Annotated in this window: 22 protein-coding genes and 3 pseudogenes; 14 read left to right on the forward strand and 11 right to left on the reverse strand. The window is 33.0% G+C overall.

Translation table 11 applies throughout. From position 1 onward, the window contains the following. The first annotated feature begins 122 nt into the window (after positions 1-122). The 10 genes and pseudogenes from JJC05_RS03090 (at position 123) to JJC05_RS03135 (ending at position 10475) form a co-directional block, all read left to right on the forward strand. Entirely contained in the window at positions 123-1454 is a 1332-nt protein-coding gene (locus JJC05_RS03090) for a methylmalonyl-CoA mutase subunit beta (RefSeq protein WP_105196390.1), read from the forward strand. Between the two features lie 11 nt (positions 1455-1465). Beyond that, the gene (locus JJC05_RS03095; RefSeq protein WP_235878181.1) at positions 1466-1756 is read left to right on the forward strand and encodes a hypothetical protein; all 291 of its coding nucleotides are present in this window, start codon (positions 1466-1468) and stop codon (positions 1754-1756) included. 130 nt (positions 1757-1886) lie between these two features. Continuing rightward, positions 1887-2117, forward strand: coding sequence for a hypothetical protein (locus JJC05_RS03100; protein WP_088390454.1), 231 nt, complete (start codon positions 1887-1889; stop codon positions 2115-2117). 93 nt (positions 2118-2210) lie between these two features. Then, positions 2211-4352 (forward strand): annotated as a pseudogene (gene scpA / locus JJC05_RS03105) (methylmalonyl-CoA mutase). 193 nt (positions 4353-4545) lie between these two features. After that, positions 4546-5097: a hypothetical protein gene (locus JJC05_RS03110; protein WP_235878182.1), complete on the forward strand. Its 552-nt coding sequence runs from the start codon at positions 4546-4548 to the stop codon at positions 5095-5097. Between the two features lie 43 nt (positions 5098-5140). Further along, positions 5141-5464, forward strand: a pseudogene (locus JJC05_RS03115) (YfaP family protein); the annotation flags it as partial. A 142-nt stretch (positions 5465-5606) separates the two neighbouring features. Next, positions 5607-5819, forward strand: a complete 213-nt coding sequence (locus JJC05_RS03120; RefSeq protein WP_235878184.1) for a helix-turn-helix domain-containing protein — start codon at positions 5607-5609, stop codon at positions 5817-5819. Next, positions 5806-7032, forward strand: coding sequence for a DNA cytosine methyltransferase (locus JJC05_RS03125; RefSeq protein ID WP_235878185.1), 1227 nt, complete (start codon positions 5806-5808; stop codon positions 7030-7032). Before JJC05_RS03120 ends, JJC05_RS03125 begins: the two co-directional genes overlap by 14 nt. Continuing rightward, a complete protein-coding gene (locus tag JJC05_RS03130) occupies positions 7023-9236 on the forward strand; it encodes an ATP-binding protein (RefSeq protein ID WP_235878186.1) in 2214 nt (737 codons plus the stop codon). The genes JJC05_RS03125 and JJC05_RS03130 overlap by 10 nt, the downstream gene beginning before the upstream one ends. Positions 9237-9239: 3 nt before the next feature. Then, positions 9240-10475, forward strand: a complete 1236-nt coding sequence (locus JJC05_RS03135) for a hypothetical protein (RefSeq protein WP_235878187.1) — start codon at positions 9240-9242, stop codon at positions 10473-10475. A 174-nt stretch (positions 10476-10649) separates the two neighbouring features. Here JJC05_RS03135 and JJC05_RS03140 read toward each other — a convergent pair whose 3' ends face one another. The 7 genes and pseudogenes from JJC05_RS03140 to JJC05_RS03170 all read right to left on the reverse strand — a co-directional run bounded on the left by JJC05_RS03140 (position 10650) and on the right by JJC05_RS03170 (position 16617). Beyond that, on the reverse strand, positions 10650-11180 hold the full coding sequence (locus JJC05_RS03140) for an AidA/PixA family protein (RefSeq protein WP_235878188.1): 531 nt from the start codon (positions 11178-11180) through the stop codon (positions 10650-10652). Positions 11181-11413: 233 nt separating this feature from the next. Next, positions 11414-12361 carry an MBL fold metallo-hydrolase gene (locus JJC05_RS03145; protein WP_235878189.1) on the reverse strand — a complete coding sequence of 316 codons (948 nt, stop codon included), beginning with the start codon at positions 12359-12361 and terminating at the stop codon, positions 11414-11416. A 95-nt stretch (positions 12362-12456) separates the two neighbouring features. Next, positions 12457-12618, reverse strand: a complete 162-nt coding sequence (locus JJC05_RS03150; RefSeq protein ID WP_235878190.1) for a 3'-5' exonuclease family protein — start codon at positions 12616-12618, stop codon at positions 12457-12459. Between the two features lie 657 nt (positions 12619-13275). Further along, positions 13276-13806, reverse strand: coding sequence for a tetratricopeptide repeat protein (locus tag JJC05_RS03155; protein ID WP_127823239.1), 531 nt, complete (start codon positions 13804-13806; stop codon positions 13276-13278). Between the two features lie 54 nt (positions 13807-13860). Beyond that, positions 13861-14604 carry a peptide chain release factor H gene (gene prfH / locus JJC05_RS03160; protein WP_235878191.1) on the reverse strand — a complete coding sequence of 248 codons (744 nt, stop codon included), beginning with the start codon at positions 14602-14604 and terminating at the stop codon, positions 13861-13863. After that, complete coding sequence (locus JJC05_RS03165) at positions 14589-15218, reverse strand: hypothetical protein (protein WP_235878192.1); 630 nt, start codon at positions 15216-15218, stop codon at positions 14589-14591. Before JJC05_RS03165 ends, prfH begins: the two co-directional genes overlap by 16 nt. Before the next feature lie 8 nt (positions 15219-15226). Next, positions 15227-16617: pseudogene (locus JJC05_RS03170) on the reverse strand (RtcB family protein). Between the two features lie 576 nt (positions 16618-17193). Here JJC05_RS03170 and JJC05_RS03175 point away from each other — a divergent pair. After that, positions 17194-18645 carry an amino acid permease gene (locus tag JJC05_RS03175; protein WP_235878194.1) on the forward strand — a complete coding sequence of 484 codons (1452 nt, stop codon included), beginning with the start codon at positions 17194-17196 and terminating at the stop codon, positions 18643-18645. A 130-nt stretch (positions 18646-18775) separates the two neighbouring features. On the opposite strand, the gene JJC05_RS03180 is transcribed toward JJC05_RS03175, so the two are convergent. The 3 genes from JJC05_RS03180 to JJC05_RS16525 all read right to left on the reverse strand — a co-directional run bounded on the left by JJC05_RS03180 (position 18776) and on the right by JJC05_RS16525 (position 20990). After that, positions 18776-19336, reverse strand: a complete 561-nt coding sequence (locus tag JJC05_RS03180; protein WP_235878196.1) for a hypothetical protein — start codon at positions 19334-19336, stop codon at positions 18776-18778. A gap of 137 nt (positions 19337-19473) precedes the next feature. Continuing rightward, a complete protein-coding gene (locus JJC05_RS03185) occupies positions 19474-20592 on the reverse strand; it encodes a S8 family peptidase (protein WP_258929447.1) in 1119 nt (372 codons plus the stop codon). A gap of 68 nt (positions 20593-20660) precedes the next feature. Then, positions 20661-20990, reverse strand: a complete 330-nt coding sequence (locus JJC05_RS16525) for a hypothetical protein (protein ID WP_258929448.1) — start codon at positions 20988-20990, stop codon at positions 20661-20663. Between the two features lie 112 nt (positions 20991-21102). Between JJC05_RS16525 and smpB the strand changes: the two genes are divergently transcribed. Next, entirely contained in the window at positions 21103-21558 is a 456-nt protein-coding gene (gene smpB, locus JJC05_RS03190; RefSeq protein WP_088390482.1) for an SsrA-binding protein SmpB, read from the forward strand. Between the two features lie 10 nt (positions 21559-21568). Here the strand turns inward: smpB and JJC05_RS03195 are convergent, their stop codons facing one another. Then, entirely contained in the window at positions 21569-22210 is a 642-nt protein-coding gene (locus JJC05_RS03195) for a protein-L-isoaspartate(D-aspartate) O-methyltransferase (protein ID WP_105195198.1), read from the reverse strand. Positions 22211-22330: 120 nt separating this feature from the next. Here JJC05_RS03195 and nadA point away from each other — a divergent pair, with 120 nt between their 5' ends. After that, positions 22331-23323, forward strand: a complete 993-nt coding sequence (gene nadA / locus JJC05_RS03200; RefSeq protein ID WP_235878197.1) for a quinolinate synthase NadA — start codon at positions 22331-22333, stop codon at positions 23321-23323. Continuing rightward, positions 23323-24897, forward strand: coding sequence for an L-aspartate oxidase (gene nadB, locus JJC05_RS03205; protein ID WP_235878199.1), 1575 nt, complete (start codon positions 23323-23325; stop codon positions 24895-24897). The genes nadA and nadB overlap by 1 nt, the downstream gene beginning before the upstream one ends. Positions 24898-24916 lie beyond the last annotated feature (19 nt).

Here is a 24916-nt window from a genome sequence, read left to right on the forward strand (position 1 = left end):
TCTTTTTTTACAACATTTTATAATCATTTTAATACAAGATTCTATTCTTAAACGTTATTTTTTTAAATTTGTGAAAAATCAATCAACTATTTCATTTTTAAAATAGTTTGTTTCTACACAACATGAAAGAAAAACTTTTCAATGAATTCAATTCCGTTCCTTCCAAACAATGGAAGCAACAGATTCAGTATGAACTAAAAGGAGCTGATTATAACGAAACTCTCGTTTGGGAAAGCCCTGAAGGTATAAAAGTTAAACCCTTTTATCACATAGATGAAAGCTATAATCCTTTAGAAGTAAACTCTATCAAAAATACTTTTAAAATCGTTCAAAATATCTTTGTACATGATCTAGAAAAATCTATCAACAGAACCTATGAAACGTTATCAAGAGGAGCCGAAAGTATTCGATTTACGCTAGAAAATGAATCTTTAGAATTAGAAAAACTATTAAATACAATTCCTCAAGAAATTCAAGTATATATTAAGCCGCTTTTTCTTAGTAGTGATTTCATAACAAAAATACACGCTCTTAGACCTACAATTATTTTAGAAATTGATCCAATTGGTCAATTAGCTAAAGAAGGCAATTGGTTTACCAATTTAGAAAATGACTTTTTAATTTTAAATCAGTCCAAAACTTCTTTAAATATTAATGCTGAAACCTATCAAAATGCAGGAGCCAATATTGTCCAACAATTAGCTTACACCTTAGCCCATTGTAATGAGTATTTCAATAGAATTAAAAACCTAACCTCCACTATTATTATTAACGTAGCTGTTGGAAGTAATTACTTTTTTGAAATCGCAAAACTCCGTGCTTTACGATTATTGTTCAATACTCTAGCCAAAGAATATAATTACAATTCTGACTGTCATATTATAGCTACTCCTACCAAGCGTAACAAAACTTTATATGATTATAATGTTAATATGCTTCGTACTACCACTGAGTGTATGAGTGCCATTTTAGGTGGAGCTAATGCAGTTGCCAACCTTGCTTATGATGCCATTTATCACAAAGACAACGAATTTGGCGATCGAATTTCACGTAATCAATTATTAGTTTTAAAACACGAAAGTTATTTTGATAAGGTAAACAATCCTGCCGATGGTTCGTACTATATAGAAGAATTAACTCAACAATTAGCCGAAAAAGCCTTAATATTATTTAAAGATATTGAAAAAGGTGGCGGATTTATTACCCAATTAATAGAAGGAACTATCCAAAGAAAAATTAAAGAAAGTGCTGATAAAGAACAAGAACTGTTTAATAATGGAAAAGAAATTTTATTAGGAACAAACAAATATCCTAATAAAAATGATTACATGAAAAATGATTTAGAACTATATCCTTTTGTTAAACAAAATCCAAGAAAAACACTAATTAGCCCAATTATTGAACGACGATTAGCCGAAAAATTAGAACAAGAACGATTACAAGCTGAGGCTTAAAACCTATACAAATGAAGAATCTTTTTGTAACCTTAGTACTAATCATTTCTTTTCTCTTTTTGCACAATCAAAAAAAAACAGAAGCTACTACCAATAATCAAACTGGCAAAAGTGTCATTTTCGAAGAAGGAATGCGCGTAAAAGTCATCACTCTAGATCGTCCTAAATATGTAGGTGCGATTTCATTTAAAGATGCTGATACGTTTACAGTAGACAACAATGAAGTTAAATTAACCAATTTAGGCAGCATAAAATATTATCCTAAAGGAGATACAAAAGCTAAAAAATCCTTTTTGGTGTAAGAGGAGGACTAATCGTTAGTTCTGGGGTTGCTGGATTAGCCAAAAATGGAACTGCCATTGTAGGCGCGTTAGTAAATAATAAAAATAAAAATTTAGTTTATCGTAATTACACTTATAAAATTATAGAGTAATGGAAGCTATAAGACAATTTGTAAAAGTTAAAAATCATCAAATAAAAATAACTTTACCTGATAATTTCTTAACAGATGAAGTTGAAGTTATTATTTTGGCAAAAGAAAATGATTTCTATCTTACTAACGAAATGAAAGAAACTCCAGAAAACAGGCTAAATGAACCTGAATCTGAATACATTTCATCAAAAGAATCTTTAGATAGTATAAAAGCTAAATATGGATTTTAAGGTAATTGTTACTAAAAAACACAAATAACATAAAAATTTTATCGTGCTTTCATACATCAAAAAGTACAAGAAAGTACCCTAAATAAATTTAGAATGAGAAAAAACATTCAAGATATTAAATTAGAAGTTGGAAATCAGAAGTTAGAACATACTTCCAATATCCAACTTCCCGCTTCGAATCATTTCACCACTGCCGAAGGCATCGAGGTAAAATCAAACTACTCTAAGTCAGATATAGAAGGTCTAGAACACTTAGAGTTTGGCGCAGGCTTTGCACCTAACCTACGTGGTCCTTATGCCACTATGTATGTGCGTCGTCCGTGGACGATTCGTCAATATGCAGGTTTCTCTACTGCCGAAGAAAGTAACGCTTTTTACCGTCGTAATCTAGCCGCAGGTCAAAAAGGTTTGTCGGTAGCATTCGACTTGGCTACACATCGTGGTTATGACTCTGATCACGAGCGTGTAGTAGGTGACGTAGGAAAAGCAGGAGTAGCGATTGACTCGGTGGAAGATATGAAAGTGCTTTTCGACCAAATTCCACTTGGTGAAATGTCAGTTTCCATGACCATGAATGGTGCCGTATTGCCTATTATGGCATTTTATATAGTAGCAGCCGAAGAACAAGGCGTAGCACCTAACCTACTTTCGGGAACGATTCAAAATGACATCCTAAAAGAATTTATGGTGCGTAATACCTATATTTATCCACCTACTCCATCAATGAAAATCATTGCCGATATTTTTGACTATACCAGCAAAAATATGCCAAAGTTCAATTCGATTTCCATTTCGGGGTATCACATGCAAGAAGCAGGAGCTACAGCAGATATTGAATTAGCCTATACCCTAGCCGATGGTTTAGAATACATTCGTACGGGTTTAGCAGCGGGAATGAATATAGATGAGTTCGCCCCTCGCCTTTCGTTTTTCTGGGCAATAGGAATGAACCACTTTATGGAAATTGCTAAAATGCGTGCTGGGCGTATGCTTTGGGCAAAACTCTTAAAACAATTTGATCCCAAAGATGAAAAATCGCTAGCTTTACGTACACACTGTCAAACATCAGGTTGGAGTTTAACCGAGCAAGATCCATTTAACAATGTAGCACGAACGGCTATTGAAGCGGCTGCGGCAGCCTTTGGCGGAACCCAATCGTTACATACCAACGCCTTAGACGAAGCCATTGCTTTACCCACTGACTTCTCAGCGCGTATTGCACGTAATACCCAAATTTATTTACAAGAGGAAACCAAAATTTGTAAAACGGTCGATCCTTGGGCAGGTAGTTATTATGTAGAAAGTTTAACTGCTGAAATTGCCGAAAAAGCATGGGCTTTAATCCAAGAAGTAGAAGAACTAGGCGGAATGACCAAAGCCATTGAAGCAGGCATTCCTAAACTTCGCATTGAAGAAGCCGCAGCTCGTAAACAAGCGCGTATTGACAGCGGACAAGATATTATTGTTGGCGTAAACAAATACCGTCTAGAAAAAGAAGATCCCTTACATATCCTTGAAGTAGACAACCAAACCGTTCGTAAACAACAAATTGAACGTTTGGAGCAAATTAAAGCGACCCGTGATACTGCAAAAGTAGCAGACTGTTTAGCCAAACTAACCGAATGTGCTAAAACAGGAAACGGCAACTTATTAGATTTAGCCGTAAATGCGGCACGTAACCGAGCGACTTTAGGAGAAATTAGTGATGCCTTAGAGAGCATTTTTGGAAGATACAAAGCACAAATTAGAAGTTTTAGTGGGGTGTATAGTAAAGAAATAAAAAATGACGAAAGCTTTGAAAAAGCACGTCAGTTAGCCGATGAATTTGCTAAAAAGAAGGTCGTCGCCCACGTATTATGATTGCCAAAATGGGGCAAGACGGACACGATCGTGGTGCTAAAGTAGTCGCAACAGGCTACGCCGATGTAGGTTTTGACGTGGACATTGGACCATTATTCCAAACCCCACAAGAAGCGGCTAAACAAGCGGTAGAAAATGACGTACATATTTTAGGCGTTTCTTCGTTAGCGGCGGGACATAAAACATTGGTACCCCAAGTGATTGAAGAATTGAAAAAATATGGTCGTGAAGATATTATGGTGATTGTTGGCGGCGTAATTCCTGCACAGGATTATCAATTCTTGTTTGATGCTGGAGCAGTGGCCGTTTTTGGTCCCGGGTACTAAAATTAGCGATGCTGCCATTACGATTTTAGAGGTTTTGATAGCGGAGTAACTTTTATCACACTTGACAGGTTTTAAAAACCTGTCAGGTGTGAAAACTTAAACAAAATCAAATTAGGCTTATTACTAATTAAATCATGAGTAAATCGAATTAAGTTTGGTTTATTCCAAATTAATTACACTAAAACCTGTCAGGTCTAAAACCATTTTACTTATATTTGTTTTATATATAAGCCAAAATAGTTATGATACAAGCCTTAGAACGTGGAAATTACTACCACATTTACAATCGTGGAATCAATAGTGTTACACTTTTTGATAATAAAGAAAATTACGAGTATTTCCTTACTCTCTATTCCCTTCACATTGATCCTATTGCTGAGACTTTTACTTGGTGTTTAATGAAAAATCATTTTCACTTTGTGGTGAGGATAAAAGAAATTTCAGAAATTTCAACGGATAAAATTATTTTACCCTCTCAATCTTTTTCTAACTTATTCAATGCTTACACAAAAGCATACAATAAAAGTACAAAACGGCATGATGCTTTATTTGAAAGACCTTTTCGCCGAAAACAAATTAACAACAGAACCTATTTTCAAAATGCAATCATATACATTCATAATAATCCTGTACATCACAATATTTGTGACCATCCTATACAATATCCGTGGAGTTCGTATGTAAGTTGTAATTCTGACAGATCAACAAAACTGAAAAGAAAAGAAGTAATTGAACTATTTAACGATATCGAAAATTTCAAACAATCCCATCAGAAAAAATGTAATTATTATTAGATAGAAGAGTCATTAGGTATTTAGGCCTGACAGGTTTTAAATAGATATCGATTTACATATCATGGAACCCACTAATGAAGAATGCTACTATGCTCATAAAGACACCGAAATAGGGGCTTGTTTTTCAAAAGATTTCACACAAGGCTATGGTCCCGAGCAGTATTTATTACGTAATGCGATTAAAGGAAAATACCAAATCAAAACCAATTATTTTGGAGAAACCAAACTTACCGAAACAGACCCAGACACCGTTTTAGTAGAAATCTATATGAAAGACAAAACCGGTAAAATAGTTCGCAAACTACAAACTATCCAGCTGGGCAAAGTAAAAGAAAACCAAAACCTAGCCGAAATCACGATCGAGTAATCGTATAACTAATTCTTTATAAAGCAGGATTTTTTCTTGCGAGAAATACCAGTGGAAGCTGGTGTTTTTTTATATAAAAAAACAAATTGTCGATTATTGTCAACAGGTCAATTGTCGACAGAGACTTATTTTTATCAGTTATATGAATTTGAAAGAAAGATTTGGTTTAAAGATTAGAACATTGAGAGAAAGCAAAGGTTACTCCTCTGAATATCTGGCAAATATATCAAATATAGATAGAACCTATATTTCAGATATTGAAAATGGAAAAAGAAATGTCTCTCTTTTAATCATAGAAAAATTAGCAAAAGCATTAGAAGTAAAAATAAAAGATCTGTTTGATGATGAAGAATGAGTTAAATTTTATTGATTTGTTTGCAGGTGCTTCTGGTATGTCAGAAGGGTTTGTCAATGCAGGATTTAACCCAATATCACATATTGAAATGAATACTGAAGCTTGTCAAACTATCAAAACACGCGCCGCTTATCACTATTTAAAATCCAAAAACAACCTTGATTTGTATTACGAATACATCAAGGGTGAAGTTACTAAAGAAAATTTCTTTAAGGAAATTCCAAACTCCATTATAGAATCGGTAATCAATATTGAAATCAATGACGAAACTATTAATGGACTTTTTGAAACTATAAAAAAATCAGGTAAAAAAGTAGATATTATTATTGGAGGTCCACCTTGCCAAGCATATTCTTTGCTAAGAAGACATCAAGAAGATATTGAAAAAGACCCTCGAAATAAATTATATATTCAATATGGAAGGTTTTTAAAAGAATTTAAGCCAAAGGCATTTGTTTTTGAAAATGTACCGGGGCTTTTAACCGCCCATAAAGGAGAGCATTTTAAGAATTTAAAAGCCTACTTTAGAAGATTAGGATATGAAGTACATCACGATACGCTAACAGCTTCTGATTATGGAGTAGTTCAAGCAAGAAAAAGAATCATTATTGTAGGATGGAAAAAAGAGAATGATTTTGGATTTCCTGAATTTGAAAAAATTAAAAAGAATTATACTGTAAAGGAAGCTTTTTCAGATTTACCAAGATTAACTCCTGGAGAAAGCTTAAAGGTTACAAACTATACGACTTGCAAAAATGAATATCTAAATAAATTTCAATTACGTAATGGAGTAGATTTTGTTACACAACATATTTCAAGACCACATAATGAAAGAGATTTAGAAATATACAGACGTGCGATTGAAAAATGGGACAACGAAAAAGAGCGATTAAAATATCCTGACTTACCCGAAGAATTAAAAACACATAAAAATGAGTCCTCTTTTACTGATAGATACAAAGTGGTTGATGGAACTAGTGTAGCACATACTGTTGTAGCGCATATCGCAAAAGACGGACATTATTATATACACCCAGATATTGAACAATGTCGTTCTATATCAGTTAGAGAAGCTGCACGATTACAATCATTCCCTGATGATTTTTATTTTGAAGGTTCTCGCTCCGCAACATTTAAACAAATTGGTAATGCAGTGCCACCATTAATGGCTAATGCCATTGCTAAAAAAATGAAAGAATTGTTATGTCAATAACTAAACATAATATTAAAGCTAAAAGCCATATTTTAACTTTATTAGGAGAAGAACTTATAGGAAATGATGGTTTAGCAATCTTTGAATTAGTTAAAAATTCTTATGATGCTGATGCAACCGAAGTAAAAGTTACTTTTGTTGACTTGAATACTCCAAATCAAAAGATAATTATTGAAGATGACGGCCATGGAATGTCTCCAAATGTAATTGAAAATGTTTGGTTGACTATTGGTACTGATTTCAAAAGAGGGGCAAATAGAAAAGTTAGTAAAAAATTCAAAAGAGTTTCATTAGGTAATAAAGGAGTTGGAAGATTAGCAGTTCACAAATTAGCTAAAGAAATAACTGTTGAAACTCAAGTTGAAGGAGATCTATTTTCAAGTCAATTTTATATTAATTGGAATAATTTAATAAAGTCTAAAGAATATATTCAAGATTTAGAAGTAGAAATAGAAAATGTGCCAAATACTATTTTTGAAAAAGGTCATGGTACTCGAATAATCCTATCTGGTTTAGTTAATAAAAATTGGACTAGATTGTTATTAAGAGATTTAGTTCGAAAAATTGAGAATATAAAAAATCCTTTTGTAAAATTTCCAAATTTCAAAATTGAAATTTCCGCAAATGACCATCATCAAGAGTGGTTAGAAAATATTAAGACTTCATCTGATATACTAAAAGACAGTCTTTATCAATTTGAATTTGAAATAAAGAAATGGGTTTCTAACGACGATGATTTACCAAAAGATGAAGATTTTGCAGAATATCTTTGGTCATACAATTTCAATTCACATCCTTTGATGAAAATTGAAAATGAAGAAATAAAAGCAAGACTAATAGCTAAGAACCTTCACATAACCGATCTCGAACAACATGCTCTAAAAAATACTTTTGAGATTGGAGACAAACTCGACTTCATTGATCATAAAGGAAGAAAAAAACATCTACTAAACTCCGATTTATATAATATTGGTACAATTAAAGGAAAATTTTATGTTTTCAATTTAACAAAAGACATAGCTAATTTATTTTTTGGAGGTCAAATTGGTGCTGTAAAAGATTTTATTAAACTTAATTATGGTGTCAAAATTTTTAGAGATGGAATTAGGGTATATAATTATGGAGAGCAAACTGATGATTGGCTCGAATTAGACTACAGTAAAATACAACATGCTGGAAGTCATTTTGCTAGAAAAATTACAATCGGTGCAATTGAATTAAATTTAGATGAAAGTGAAAATGGTATTACCGAAAAAACAAATAGAGAAGGCTTTAATGAAAATTATTATTTTTTTAAATTAAAAACTATTGTAAAAGAAGTTTTTTCAAAATTTGAAAATGAATCAAAATCTGACAAGGAAAAAGTACAAGAATATATCGATAAATTTAAGCCCGTTAAAAATTCAGGTTTATCTGAAACAATTAAAGAATTAAGTATAAGTATAAAAGACAAGAACTTAGAAAAAGAACTATCTCCTTTAATTAAAAGGGTTGAAAAAGATTATACAGAAATGCGTGATGTAATGGTTAATTCAGGAATGACTGGATTAAATCTTGGAGTTGTTTTTCATGAGATTGACAGAGAAATGAGATTCATTAACGTGGATATAAATAAAAATGAATTTGACATAGAAAATGTTAGAATAAGAGTTAAAAATTTAATTCAAGTTTTAGAAAATTTTTCACCTATACTCAAGCAAAATAAAAAGATAAATATTAAAGCTAGTGAATTAGTCGATAAAGCTAAAAATATAAATATAAATAGATTTGGATTTCATAATGTTGTTTTTTCATCTCCTCTTTTGTCAAATGAAAATCCAGATTTTAATATTTTTGGAAATGGTAATTTACTAATTAGTGCTATTTCAAATATTATAGATAATTCCATTTATTGGGTAAGTAATCAAAAAGAGATTAAAGGCGAAAACTTTAAAGGAGGAATATATATTGGAACGGACTTAAAAAGTTTTAATGGTAACGCAATAATAATAGCGGATAATGGTTCAGGATTTAGACTTGAAACAGAAGAATTAATTAGAGCTTTTGTTACTTCCAAACCGGGAGGTATGGGATTAGGTCTTTATTATGTAAATTTAGTAATGGAAATGTTAGGTGGTAAAGTTCTCTTTCCTGATAATAATGATTTAGATATTCCATCTGTTTATAATGGTGCATGTATAGTTTTAGTTTTTCCAAAAAAATAACCTATGTTTTCAAATCAAAATAAAATTATTATTGTTGACAATAATGCAGAACATATAGAAATATTGAATAGAGTTTTTGCTGATAACTTTATAAAATGTGATACATTTCAGTACGATTTTTTCAACAAAAATGAGATTCCATTACAAAATGTAAGAATCGCTTTCTTTGATTTGAATCTAGGTGATATTGTAGGAAATAATAATGCTGTTTATAATGATTTAGCAAATGCTCTAAACGAATTTATTTCTCCAGATAACGGTTTATTTGCATTAGTTTTTTGGACTCAAAATTCTGATTTAATAAATGAATTTATTCAATATATAAATATAAGAAGACCCGAAACACCTAAACCGTTTAGTGTTAGTGTAATTGACAAACACGATTTTTTAGATCGCGCTAATAATGAAGGTCTTTTTAAAATCATAAAAGAAATTTTAAATCAACCATACATTAATCTTTTATTTGATTTTGAAAATCGAGTAAAAAATATTGCTGCATATACGATTAATCAACTTTATAATATTATTCCTAACACAGAATGGGGAAATAATGATTCATTTAACAATAATTTTGATTTAGTTTTCTCTAAAATTGCAATCGGGTCTTTAGGATACGATCATGCTAAAGAAAACCCAGACAAAGCTATATATGAGGCATTAATGCCTTTAGTTTCTAATAATGTAATTAATTCAATTGATTCAGATTTATGGAAAAATCTATTAGTAACTCTTTCAAAATCAAGAAAAAACGCTCAACCTGATTATCCAAATGATTTCAAATCTTCAACTTTGAATTCTATTTTTCATGTTGACTTAAACAGTAATAAAGATTTAAAAGCTAGAGGGATAATTATAGAAATTAATATTGATCAGAAATTTACAAACTTATTTTCTACACCTTTTAATGATTGGTATTCTAGGTTATTACCGGGACTAAATAGAACTATAAGAAAAGAAAGTATTCCAATAGCTATAGAAATCAGCGCATCTTGTGATTATTCACAATTAAAACCTCGAGCATATAAATATTTATTGGGTGTGTTGGTAAAATCAATTCATAAAGAATTTTTAGACAAAGAAAAGATTCCTCAATCTCTATTTATTCTAGATGGAAATTACAACATATTAGAAGACGAATATTTTATTTGTTTTAATTTAAACTTTGCTTTTTCAGTAGTTGATAATCATGAGATTTTTGTAAAAGGTTTATTTTCATTAAAAAAGAGATTACCGATATGATTGGAAATAGATATGCAAATCATATTTCTCGAATTGGAATTACTAGCTTTTAAAATAAAACAAAACCAGCCACACAGCTGGTTTTTATCTTACACAAAAAATCAAATCATCTTCATAAACCAACAAAAAAAACACATCTTTCGATGCGGTTTTCTTTTTAAAAAAAAATTATTATTAATTCACTGTGATAAATGGATCCCAAGTAAAATAGCCTACAATACTACCATTTGAGTTGTTTACTAACGTAAATGATAAAGTATATTGGATACTAGCACCTACTTGTAATACGGTCCCTAAAGCATAATTTTCATTATTTGTAAACTTTGTTAATGCTCCTGTAGGATTTCCTGTAGAAGGTAAGTAATTGTTTACTTGTGGCGTAATGTAAGTTAGGGTTGTAAAGGCACTTGACGGATTAAATGATCCGCTATACAAAAATGCCGTATAATCTACATTGCTATCAAAAGTGGTCATAAACCATTGTACTTGATCTCCTGAATTTGCTTTTACATTTAATTCTGATTGCCCCTGTGAATTATTAGTTACGTTGCTGTTTTGTGAAGTCATGGTAATAAATACATTGGAATCACTCCAAGCTCCTAAAGATGTTGGACTAGATTGCGTTCCAGCTTTAAGACTTCCGTCTGCAACTCTTGCTGCTAGTGATGATCCGTCTACTGCGATTTGAATACTAATTGTTGCCATTTTTTTTCGTGTTAGTTTGTTTGTTATTTGCTTACACTAAGGTGGTAAGTTTTACCCCGTTATTTGAGTGGTTCTGCTCCACTGTTGGATTGAAAATGTGCTAGCAATTTCATTTTCTGAGATAAAATTATAACGAACCTCTAAGCATTTTTGTTTGTATGCTATAAAGTGAAGAAAAACGGTCGTAAAATAGTATTTTTTGATTCACAAAAAACTATTCACAAATTAAAAAACTATTGATTTTCAAATACTTGAGCAAATTCCTGTATAACTATTTGAATATCTTCCTCTTTATATCTTCGGGAGAAATGTACTGGAATAGCATTTTTTACTTGACATTTTTTCATAATTCGAGCAGACTCACTAGAATAGCTATGGTAATTTTGCTGTGCTTGCTCCTTATCTTCGGCTTTGTAAAAACTTTCTATATAAACAGTATCGCATTCGTTGAACAAGCTATAAATCAAATCGTGATTTGCTTCATTAGCGGCGTGATCCATAATAACACCTAATCGGTGGCCTTTTTTAAGTTCAAGCAAGTAATATAAATCTTTGGCAAGATAAGTAACTGCTTCGATCGTGATTTGCAAATCATCCTCTTGGTTGGCATAAGCATTTTTCAATACATTAACCCAAGCCCCACCTTTAAATTGGGCTTTGCCTAAATCGATTTTAACGGTGTCGTGTTCCTTAAAAAGATACGCTACAGAAGGTGTTTTATGATCCAACAATACAAATTCGACGGTGCATTTTTCATTTTGATATAGACAATCCAATTCCTTATCGATGGGTTCAATGTTCCAAAATGGTGGTTTAATTTCGGAGCAGGTAATTTTACCCTCGTTTTGAATCTCTCGTACTTCATACACAATGGCATCCTCTGCAATCAAGTTCCACTGATACCCTTTTAATTTAGATTGTACTTGTTGGGTTATACCTGTTGGTCCACAAATCACCACTCGGCGTTGTATACCAATTTGGTGACGGAGTATCGTATCAAAATTGACAAAGTGGTCAATATGGGTGTGACTGATGAAGATCGCTTCGGTGTTTTGACAGTCTTTTACGGTCAAATCACTGGCGTCGCCACATTCGCAAATAAAGTTATACGAATAATTTTCGGGTTTTATTAAAATGGAGATGTCCTCTCCTATTTTGCTTTTTATTTCGGCTGTAAACATTTTTTTCTTTTTATAAACCTAACAGGTTTTCCAACCTGTTAGGTTTTGCATTATAATAACTACTAATTTAGTTTTAAAATTGATTTTTATAGAAATCATTTCAAAATCTCCCGATTATCGCTTATTTCGCCTGTTTGTACATCGAGTAAACACACGCCTATTTCTATAATATCACTTATCATTCCTTCGGGAAGTTTGCCTTCCCAACACGTAGCTTCTATATCGACTACGAGTATTTTATCTAATAATTTTGCCATAGTTTTTTATTTTTTTGTTTTAGTGTTTCACAATGTATCACGAAGTTTAGCACAAAGTCACACTACGTTTTTCGTTTAAAATATCGGAACACTAAGTTCTGAACACTGAATATGTTTCACAATATATTACGAAGTTTAGCACAAAGTCACACTACCTTTTTCGTTTAAAATACCTGAACACTAAGTTCTGAACACTGAATATGTTTCACAATATATTACGAAGTTTAGCACAAAGTCACACTACGTTTTTCGTTTAAAATATCGGAACACTAAGTTCTGAACACTGAATATGTTTCACAATATATTACGAAGTTTAGCACAAAGTCACACTACGTTTTTCGTTTAAAATATCGGAACACTAAGTTCTGAACACTGATTACTTTTCTTTTTTACAAATGCTTTTAGCAACCACAGATGCACAGATTATAATTTACAAGCTAGTTTTAAAATTTGATTATGTGACTCCTCCTAACGTCGGAGTGACAAACAAACCGCATAACTAATAATGAATGATTTCTGCATACTGCATACTAAACCTGAACACTGAATATGTATCACAATGTATCACGAAGTTTAGCACAAAGTCACACAGCATTTTTATCTTAAAATATCTGAATACTAAGTCCTTAACACTGAACACTTATTACTAATCACTAATCACTTATTACTTTTCTTTTTCTCTGATTTCTTCTTTTTAGGCTTCTTTTCTTTTAAAAGCGCTTTTTTGTCTTTGATTCGTTTTTCCACTTCTTCGATAGTGTGTAACGAATTTGAATAATCATTTAATTTGGCTTCTTTGATCAATTGCAAAGCTTCTTTCCAATTGCGTTGTCTTTCTAAAAGTTGGATTTTACGCAAAAGCATTTGGGGTTTATCAATTCCTTTTACGGTCAGAGCGAAATCAATCAATTTGGCTGCTTCGTCATAATCTTCGTTTTGCAATAGTACCTCAGCATAGTATGGATATACGGCTAAGGTGTGAATATCGGTAGCAAGAGCTTCGGCAAAATACTGCTTCGCCGATTCATAGTCTTGCATTTGTTCTGCAAAGAATCGTCCGTACAGCCATAATCCCATCGCATTTTTATCATCATACGCTAACGCATACCCTAAAGATTCTAAGGAACCTTCTAACCAATATGGGTAATTATCCAAGGCTTGTACTAAATATTTATCTATTGTTTTCATTTTTTTTGAATTTGTTGGCTGATGGATGTTCGATGATAGGTGATACTACTCATCCTATAAACTATCGTTTATCATCTTCTTTCCTTCTTGTCGTTCTTTTTTGTTGTTTTTACTTTTCTTTTCTTTTTTAAAATCGGAACCCTCAAAAGTACGAATTGGGTTTCCTCTTTGCACTGCCATTTGATTGGTCCACTGGTTTTGCACTTGCTGTTGGAGTTGGTCGTACTGCGTTTCTTTCAGTTTGGCTAGTAATCGTTCGGTTGCCAACTTTTTATTTTGGTGCTGCGAACGAGAATCCATACTCACTACGCTTATTCCTGTAGGAAGATGTGTGGCACGAATAGCAGAACTCACTTTGTTTACGTGTTGTCCCTCTGCTCCTGAACTACGCATTGCTTGATATTGAATATCTTTTTCTGAAAACGTAGGCAAGAGGGTTGGAGGCACTTCAAAAATTCCGATAAACCAATTTTTACGTTTGTGAAATTTTCGAAACGTACTTTTCCCAATCCACTGAATGGTACCCACCCAACTACGCACAAATTCGTTGGTATTGGCACCATTTATCGCTACTAATGCCGAAACTACTGTACCGTTTTCGGGGCCGAGCTCTCTTTTTATTACTTCCACTTTCAGCTTCATTTCTTCGGCTTCGACTAATACTCTTTTGAGCACTTGCGCCACTACCCAATCGCATTCGGCTGGACCTCTTCCTGAGGTGATTTGAATGATAGCCTCCCCAACCCCTCCAAAGGAGGGGCTATTAGAGACTTGATTTGATTTTATTTTTGCTTCCATTTTTCTATAATTTTTAAAAGTTTGTCTCTATTTTTTGCTTCTTTGACAAACTTTGGTAATCGCGCTACTAACGTTTGACCTCCATTGTATTTTGAGTTGCGCTCTCTTAAATCAGCCTCAATATATCTTTCTAGGTAATTAATGTGATCATTATTTAAAGCCCAAAAAACATTCTGTTTAAATTCTTGTTGGTACCATAAGCTACAATTATAAAAAGGGTCTCTTACTCCTTCAATATCGAATTTAAATTCAAACTCTATTTCTTTAAGTTTTGCTTTCACAGTTTCGCTATGATTACAATGTGGACATTTAACTTTTATTTCGCTTACCTGTTTAGTTGTTTGAACTCCTTTTACTTCATATTTTTCTGTACAACTTGAACAATAAACTTTAGCATAAGGTTCATAAACTGTTTTTTTTCTTGATAAAGTATAATAACAATGTTTACATTCAAAAACCCTTTTGCTTTCGCAATTGTGTTTTCCACAATTAGGACAAGATTCTAATTCATTCTTGATTTTTACAGCTGCTTTCTGATTACAATTTGGACAAACAACATCAATGAAATCATTGAATTTTACCCCTCTAATATTTTCATCTTCAAATCGTTTCATAATTGATCTTATTTATCCATTCGCACAAATTTTGGGGTGAATGTTCCTAATACTTCTACTAATTCTTCTTGAAGCGCCATTACTTTATGGATGTCTTTATATGCCATAGGTGCTTCATCGATACTACCACCAATCAAATCGACTTCCTTGTCTTTTAAAACTTTTTTGATATCACTTTGGGTAAATTTTGCTTTACACTTGGTTCTGGAATGTAATCGTCCTGCACCGTGCGAAGCAGAATTCAGGCTACTTTCATTTCCTTTGCCTCTTACAATAAAACCAGGTGCTGTCATCGAACCCGGAATAATTCCTAGTTCGCCCTTGGCAGCAGGTGTTGCGCCTTTGCGATGTACTATACATTCTTGTCCGTTTACCATTTCTTCCCAAGCAAAATTGTGATGGTTTTCGATGGTTACTAACACTCGTTTCCCGATGGCTTTCGCAATACGCCTGTGAATATCTTCGTGACACGCCTTAGCATATTCGCCCGCTAAATTCATAGCCATCCAGTATTCTTGTCCGTCGTGTGTGTTCATATCTAACCAAGCCAAATGCTGTACATTTTTAGGTAATGGACATTGTTTAGTAGCCAAATAGGTATAATGTTTTGCGATATTGGCCCCTAAACCTCTGGAACCACTATGCGATAAAACCGCTACATATTCGCCTACGTCTAGTTTCCATTCGTTCATAGGGGTATCGATTTTTACAATTCCTATTTCGACAAAATGGTTTCCTCCACCCGAAGTCCCCAATTGCTTGTATCCTTTATCTAACAATTGTTTTACCAAAGGAATATTTGAAAAAGCAGGATGAGAAAACACTTCGTGATCTGATTTGATTTTGTGTGTTTCATTCATTCCAAACTTGGTGTTATCCAACAAAATTTTTCTCCATTGATGCTCTTTCCCTTTGAGGTACGAAGCGGGTAAATCGAAAATAGACAAGCTCATTCGGCAGCCTATGTCCACTCCTACTCCGTAAGGTATCACCGCATTATCTGTGGCTAACACACCGCCTATAGGCAATCCGTAACCAGAATGTGCATCAGGCATTAAGGCTCCTTGTACAGCAACAGGTAATTTTAAAGCATCATACAATTGAAACTTGGCTTGCTCTTCGATTTCATTTTCACCAAAAATCGAAAATGGCGCTCGTGTGTTTCGTAATTCGTTGAACTTTACTTGTACTGGATTCACTAACCCTTCGGCTACTTTGCCCCAAGTTCCGTGATTTTTGAACTTTTCAGGATAAAGTAAAACTTCTTTGGCTTCGTTAAGAATACTTTCTTTTTTTCTCTTTTGCGATATCTATTAATTTGCCCTAGAGCAATATTGATGGCATTATTTTTTGGAAAACCTATTTTAATAAGGTCTTTTCCTGATAATTTATTTCCCATAAATTTAAAATTGAATAATAAACTGACCTTTCAAAAGCGATTACTTTCGATTGGTTTCTGATTTATCAGTAACGGGAAAATTTAGTGCATAAAAAAACCCGAAACTAATTGTCTTCGGGTTTTATCATATAGTGAAGTTTTTGAATCTAACTTAAAGAAAAAACGCGAAGAGGAGTTACACCAGCTCTTGCTGATCCGTAACCGTAATTTGCTAAATTGAATACAAACATTTTTCTTCGTTTTAATTGTTAATAATTTTCTGACGCAAATTTTGTAATTATTTTTTTTAATTTCCAAATGATTTTTAAAATTTTTATTCAGTCTAAAGAAGTCTATACCAAGTGTATTGATTTTTTTGATATTGTTCACACCATCATTTTAGTAAAAAAAATTACGTTGCGGTGTATTTACAAACTTATTATCAACTAATGAGCGAGTCGCATGAAAAACACTAACCTATAGCACTTTACCCCAGAATATTCATCAGTTGATTTCTAAAGCGCTAAAAATTAGTTGGCTTACCTTTGTCTCGTTTTTAAAAAATCCAGTCCAAAGGGCTGTTATAAATATACTTTTATGCTAAAAAAATCTATAGAAGCCTTACAAAAAGAGGCTGCCACAACGGGAACTCATAGTTTGAAAAGAAGCTTAGGTGGTTTCCATTTAATCATGATTGGGATAGGCGTTATTATTGGCGCTGGTCTATTTTCTTTAACTGGAATTGCTGCTGCAAATAACACAGGACCTGCGATAATATTATCATTTATCGTTGCCGCGGTAGGTTGTGCTTTTAGTGCCTTATGTTATGCTGAATTTGCTTCGATGGTACCTGTTTCTGGTAGTGCTTATACTTACGCTTATGCTACCATAGGAGAGTTATTTGCTTGGATTATTGGTTGGGATTTGATCTTAGAATATTCTGTAGGCGCAGCTACAGTAGGTATCAGTTGGTCTCAATATTTGGTCAAATTTTTAGAAAAATTTGGGATATATCTCCCGCCCCAATTAGTTATGTCGCCATTTGAAACTGCAACAGGACAAAATGGAGAAATTGTTCGCGGTTTTATTAACCTTCCGGCCGTATTAATCATTGCATTAATTACAGCTGTTATTATCAGAGGAACCAAAGGATCTGCTTTATTTAACGCTATTGTTGTAACCCTTAAAGTAGGTGTCGTATTGTTATTTATAGGCTTAGGTTGGCAATATATAAATCCAACAAACTACAGTCCGTTTATCCCTGCTAACACAGGAACTTTTGGAGAATTTGGTGTTTCTGGAATACTTCGTGGTGCAGGAGTTGTTTTCTTTGTTTTTATAGGCTTTGATATCGTGGCTACGATGGCACAAGAAACTAAAAACCCACAAAAAAATATGCCAATTGGGATTTTAGGGTCATTAATTGTATGTACGCTTTTATTCATTGCTTTTGGTTATGTAATGACTGGATTAGCCCACTATACAGAATTTAAAAACAGTGCCGCACCTGTGGCTATTGCTATTGCAAAAACGCCTTATATATGGCTAGGTACGGCTGTACTTATGGCTATTCTAATTGGGTATACTTCTGTTATTTTAGTCGACTTATTAGGACAATCACGCGTATTTTATGCCATGAGTAATGATGGTTTGTTGCCTAAGGTGTTTTCGCAATTGCACCCTACGTTTCATACTCCTTATAAATCAAATATCTTGTTATGTGTATTCATTAGTTTGTTTGCTGGATTAGTTCCTATTCATGTAGTGGGTGAAATGACTAGTATAGGTACTTTATTAGCTTTTGTAATGGTATGTATAGGTATTTTAATCTTACGAAAAAAAGAACCTAATTTACCTAGACCATTTAAGACGCCGTTAGTTCCTCTTGTGCCTATTTTAGGTATAGCTACTTGTTTGTTAATGATGTTTTCTTTACCTCTAGGTACTTGGATTAGGCTCTTTGCATGGCTGGCAATAGGCATATTAATTTATTTCTTTTACGGCAAGAAAAACAGTAAGCTGCGAAACGATAAAACATCGAGCAATTAATTTTTTGCTTTCTAAAACATAACAATAGGTTCGTTTTTTATACTCCTATATTAGGATAAAAAACGAGCCTTTTCAATTTTAATGAGAAAATATATATTTGATTTTACCTGATGATTTTGACCTTAGGTAACTAGCATATTTTTTCTAATTCCATTACAGCTTCTAGAAATTGTATTCCTTTTACTTCTTCAAAAAAATCGATTTCGGTTTCGTGAGGTAAAAAATCTGAGATAATTCGAATGATAAAATCCTGCGGCTTTTTTAAATACATAAAAGTGTAATCCTCCATATTTACCACTGTTTGAAGGGCTAGATTAGTCGTTCTAACAAATTTATCTGAAGTTAGTGAATGCAAACACGGTAAATTTGTTTGAGGATTGACCGCTATGGGTTTTCCATTTTCAAACAATCCTCCTTCGTATCCATACAAAGAGGCATTCGTAATTTCGATAGGTTTCCCCATAGCAAGATAAGGAGGTAGTTCGCTTTCTTTTCCTACAACTGCTGCAAAGCCCATTAATACACAAAGATCATGTGCTGGTAAATTCATCAGGGTCTTTGCGGTACTCTCTCTCCCTATTCCAGAAACAACAATGTGATAGGAATGTTTGGTATCTTTAATTTCGGATAATGCTGACGCTACTTTTTTGTATTCGATATCCATTGGAGTAAGGATAATAATTTTAGCCATTGTCTTATAATCAAAATAAAGTTTACGAAGTTAATATTTTTATTTTCACAAGAGAATGTTTAGTTTATTCTTATTATAAATAAAAAGCTCGAATTTTGTTTTTCGAGCTTTTAATATTGTATTATTCTTTTTCAAATTTATTGAACAGCTTTTAAAGCATCTGGCATACCATAACCAAACTCGGGGTGTTTATTTCCATAAAACGCTGAAGATTGACGCAATTTATTTAAAACCTGATCTCTTGTCCATGTCGGATTTTTAGCCCATATTAAGGTTGCTATACCTGCTGTTGTTGCCGTTGCCACAGAAGAACCTCCAACATAATCACCTTGTCCATCGTAATAACTATTTACAGGTATTTTGTTTCCTGTATTATTTCTTTGCATCATGATAGCAAATTCAACCTTACTCCCTGAATGACATACATCACATGCTTGGTAGCTACTTGATTCTTTTAGCCCTGTAACAGCAACTGTTTCAGCCATCCAAGCTGGAAAAATAACACCATAAGAAGAGGTAAAATCGGTAGACGTACCAGCTGCACAAAAAATTAATTTTCCTTTGCTGTAAGCATATCTGATACCATCTTCAATTTTACTAGAGGAAATAATATTTCCCATTGACATTGATATAACCCGAACAGATGGATTATTGCCTAAATCTGTAAAAGCTTTTTTAACTCCTTCTAATTCTTGATAACCATCTAATACTACATTTGAAGCGGCTCTATAGGTAACTAGGTTACAATTATACGCTACTCCAACAGGTTGTCCTTTGTCATTACGGGGAGAAGCAGCTACAGAAGACATACTTGTCCCATGACCACATTGATCATTTGCTCCATCATATCCTGTAGACCAAGGCCAGATAGAATTTACATAAACCCCATATTTTTGAATAGTTCTTCCTGTAGAATTGCCATTGTTAAAATTTTCATTAAGTAATGAATTAACTGTGGAAGCTCCTGTGTCTACTATAGCTAAAGTAATTCCTTTTCCTGTACTGTATTGCCATGCTGAAGGTATATTATGATTGTAAAATGCCCAAGGAACTTTAGCATTCGGTGTAATTGTAGTATAATCTGTAGAGCTAATTAATTCGCTTTCTAATCCACATCCTGAAGATGATGATGAGTCCTTACTTCTAGGATCTGGTGTTGTTTCTAATTTAAAATCACCTGGTTCGATATAACGTACATAACCTAATCTTTTTAAGGCTATGATCGTTTCTTGTTTTTCAATATAAACATCTATCAAATTAAGATACGGATCTTTATTTAAGAGTATTTTTTCTATTTCTTTTTCTTCGTATTTGGCTATAATATTTAATAATTGACTTTGTATTTGTTCTTGGTTTGCTGTTTTTTTCTATCAAATTCATTTTTATTATTACCAAAGCCTATTGTACAAACTTTATTCCCATTTTGAATTGCACTCCAGACTTCATACGCTGTTGCCATGTTCCAATTAAATTTTTCTCCAGTTTTTACACGAAAAAGAAGTTTATTACTTATCTCTTTATTAGATAACGGTTCTTTTTGATTTTCGGCTATTACAATTTGTTCTTCCTTAGACAAAGAATCATCATTAATACAAGAATTAAAGACTATAAGTGATAAAAAACAAATTTTAATTATTTTTTTTTCATTTTTCATTATTTTTTTTAGTTTGAATTACGAATATAATAATTTTAAAAACAAAAAAAGAAATAAGTCATTTTTATAAAATAATCTTTATAAATAATATTTTTTATAAATTTGCAATCCTATGCAAAAAACAATCAACATACTCAACAAAAGAGCTAAATTTGATTACGAAATAATCGACAGATATACTGCTGGAATCGTATTAACGGGTACCGAAATTAAATCTATTCGATTAGGAAAAGCTTCTATTGCTGAAAGCTTTTGTGAATTTAGCGGAAGCCAGTTATTTGTTATCAATTCCAACATTGAAGAATATGCTTTTGGAACACATTATAACCATAGAGCTAAAAGTGAGCGAAAACTCCTTTTAAATAAAAAAGAATTAAAAGGTCTTTTAAAAGACGTTCAAAACAAAGGGTTAACAATTATCCCATTGCGCTTATTTACTAACGAAAAAGGACTTGCAAAATTAGACATTGCTTTATGTAGAGGTAAAAAGAATTATGACAAGCGAGAAACTATAAAGGATCGTGATAATAAGCGTGATTTAGATCGAATAAAAAAAGCCTATAAATAAATTTATAGGCTTAATTTTTATCTTCTAACAGTGGTACAAATCGAAAATCACCAAATTCATGTTTTTCAAACTGGGTTTCATTTTTGCGTATTAACATCGTCATTATTTGAACATTTTCACCCACAGGAATAATTAATCGCCCACCTATTTTTAGTTGTGCCATTAAAGGCTGGGGTATAAATGGAGCCCCTGCTGTAACAATAATACCATCAAATGGAGCAAAATTAGGCAAGCCTTTATAACCATCGCCAAAAGTTAAATGTTTAGGCAATATCCCTAATTTAGGTAATAATAAGGATGTAGTTCTATACAATTCATTTTGTCTTTCTACAGAATACACTTTAGCCCCCATAGCGCACAATACAGCAGTTTGATAACCACTTCCTGTCCCTATTTCCAATATCTTATCATGTTTTTTAACCTGTAAAAGTTCTGATTGAAAAGCTACCGTATAGGGCTGCGAAATGGTTTGACCTGCCCCAATAGGAAAAGCCTTATCCTGATAAGCAAAATCCTCAAAACTAGAGTTTAAAAATAAATGCCTAGGAATTTTCCTAATAGCTTCTAACACATTTCGATCTGTAATTCCTTTTTGTTCTAAAAGGCTTACTAACTGATTTCTAAGTCCTTGATGTTTGGGTAAATCTCTCATAATACTTCGGTAAAATTAAGATAAAAATAACATTTAACAAAACTGGATATTCTAATAAAACTAACAATTATCATATTTTAATTTTGATCTACTATCTAGTTTTGTCCAAACTTTTTCGATATGAACAATTTAGAAATTGCTAAAAAAAATTTGACTAAAAACGGCTTTTTAAAACTAGAAGAACAAAACATTCATTACATAGAAGAAATTAACACTCTTCGAAAAGAAAAAAATGCGGTAATTTTAGCCCATTACTATCAACGCCCCGAAATTCAGGATATAGCCGACTTTGTAGGTGACAGCCTAGCACTAGCACAACAAGCTGCCAAAACAACGGCTGATTTAATTGTTTTTGCAGGGGTTCATTTTATGGCCGAAACCGCTAAAATTTTAAACCCTACCAAAAAAGTTGTTCTACCTGACCTAAATGCAGGTTGTTCTCTAGCTGATTCTTGCCCTACTACCGATTTTGAATGGTTTGTAAAACAACATCCTAATCATGTTGTGGTATCTTATGTTAACACCTCGGCTAGTATTAAAGCTCTAACAGATATTGTATGCACCTCATCTAATGCTGAAAAAATAATTAATGCTATCCCTCTTGACAAACCCATAATATTTGCCCCTGATAGAAATTTAGGAGCTTACTTAATTAAAAAAACAGGGCGTGATATGCTCCTTTGGGACGGAGCCTGTTTAGTACATGAAGCCTTCTCAATTGACAAAATTCTACAATTATATAAAGAAAACCCTGCCGCCGAAATTATTGCACATCCTGAATCGCAAGAGCATATTTTAAAAGTAGCAAAATACATTGGCTCTACGGCAGGCTTGTTAAATTATGTAAAAACAGCTGATGCGAACACCTTTATTGTTGCAACCGAAGCGGGTATTCTGCATAAAATGAAACAAGAAGTACCTAACAAAACTTTTATTGCTGCTCCTGCTAACGAGGCTAATTGCAATTGTAGCGAATGTGCCTACATGAAATTAAACACCTTGGAAAAACTATATTTGTGTATGAAATATGAATTACCTAATATAGAAATTGAAGAAGATTTAAGAAAAAAAGCTGTAAAATCAATACATGCAATGCTAGAAATTTCTAAATAATGAGTGTCTTTAAAACTGATTTTCTAATACTAGGCTCAGGCGTTGCAGGGCTTACTACAGCTATCAAATTAGCAAAAGCTTTTCCAAACAAAAAAATAACAATTGTTACAAAAAACACTAAAGAAGAATCAAACACTAAGTACGCACAAGGAGGTATAGCCGCTGTATGGGATGAAGAAGATTCTTTTGAAAGCCATATCGAAGACACCTTAAGAGCAGGCGATTATGAAAATGATTTAGAAATTGTAAAACTGGTAATCAAAAATGCTCCCATCCGTTTACAAGAACTTATACAATGGGGGGCCGAATTTGATTTAAATAGGAACAATCAATATGATTTAGGCAAAGAAGGAGGCCATTCTGCCAATAGAATTTTGCATCATAAAGACATAACAGGTTTTGAAATTCAAACAACACTTATTAAGTACAGCGAAAACGTACCTAATATTACCTTTTTACCACATCATTTTACTATCGAATTAATAACCGAACACCATTTTACAGATATTAAAATAGAAATTGGGCAAAAAAACATTCATTGCTATGGTGCCTATATTTTAAACGAAAAAACAGGCGCCATTCACACGTTTTTAGCTCACAAAACCATACTCGCTACAGGAGGTGCAGGACAAACTTACGCTACCACTACAAACCCTATAATTGCTACAGGAGATGGTATAGGTATGGCTTTTAGAGCAAAGGCAATAATTGAGGATATGCAATACATACAGTTTCATCCTACAGCATTATATGAACCGGGTAAAAGCCCCGCTTTCTTAATTTCTGAAGCAGTAAGAGGTTTTGGTGCTTATTTACGCAATCAATCGGGTGAACGCTTTATACTACGTTACGATCAAAGAGCAGAACTTGCCTCACGTGATATTGTATCAAGAGCTATTAATATGGAAATGAATATATCTGGAAATGAATGTGTCTATCTAGACTGCACCCATTTAGACCCTATCGCTTTTTATAATCACTTTCCTAACATTGTTGAAAAATGTAAAAGTATAGGGATAAATGTAGCCAAAAACTACATACCCGTGCTGCCTGCAATGCACTATATGTGCGGTGGAGTAAAAGTAAACAAATTAGGCCGTACTTCTATCCTTAATTTATATGCAAATGGCGAAGTAGCCAAAACAGGTCTTCATGGCGCTAACAGACTTGCTTCTAACTCACTATTAGAAGCATTAGTATTGGGTCATATAATAGCTGAGGATATTATAGCAAACAGCCATAATTTAAAAACTTCTTTCCCAAAAATCCCTCAATGGAACTCAGAGGGAACCGTGGATCCTAAAGAATTGATTCTTATCTCGCATAACAAAAAATCTGTACAAAACATCATGAATGACCTAGTAGGCATTGTACGATCAAACCAGCGATTAGAACGCGCATTAGACCACTTAAATTATTTATACGAGGACACTGAAAAGTTATTTAAAAAAGTAACCCTCTCCCCTCAACTATGCGAATTACGAAATATTAATGCCACCGCTTATTTAATTGTTAAACATTCGTTAGAAAGCCGTAAAAACAAAGGCGCATTTTACAATTTAGATTTACATTGATTTTTGAATAAATCGAATA

Origin of the sequence: Flavobacterium davisii (genome assembly GCF_019565505.1) — a bacterium.
GTDB lineage: Bacteria > Bacteroidota > Bacteroidia > Flavobacteriales > Flavobacteriaceae > Flavobacterium > Flavobacterium davisii.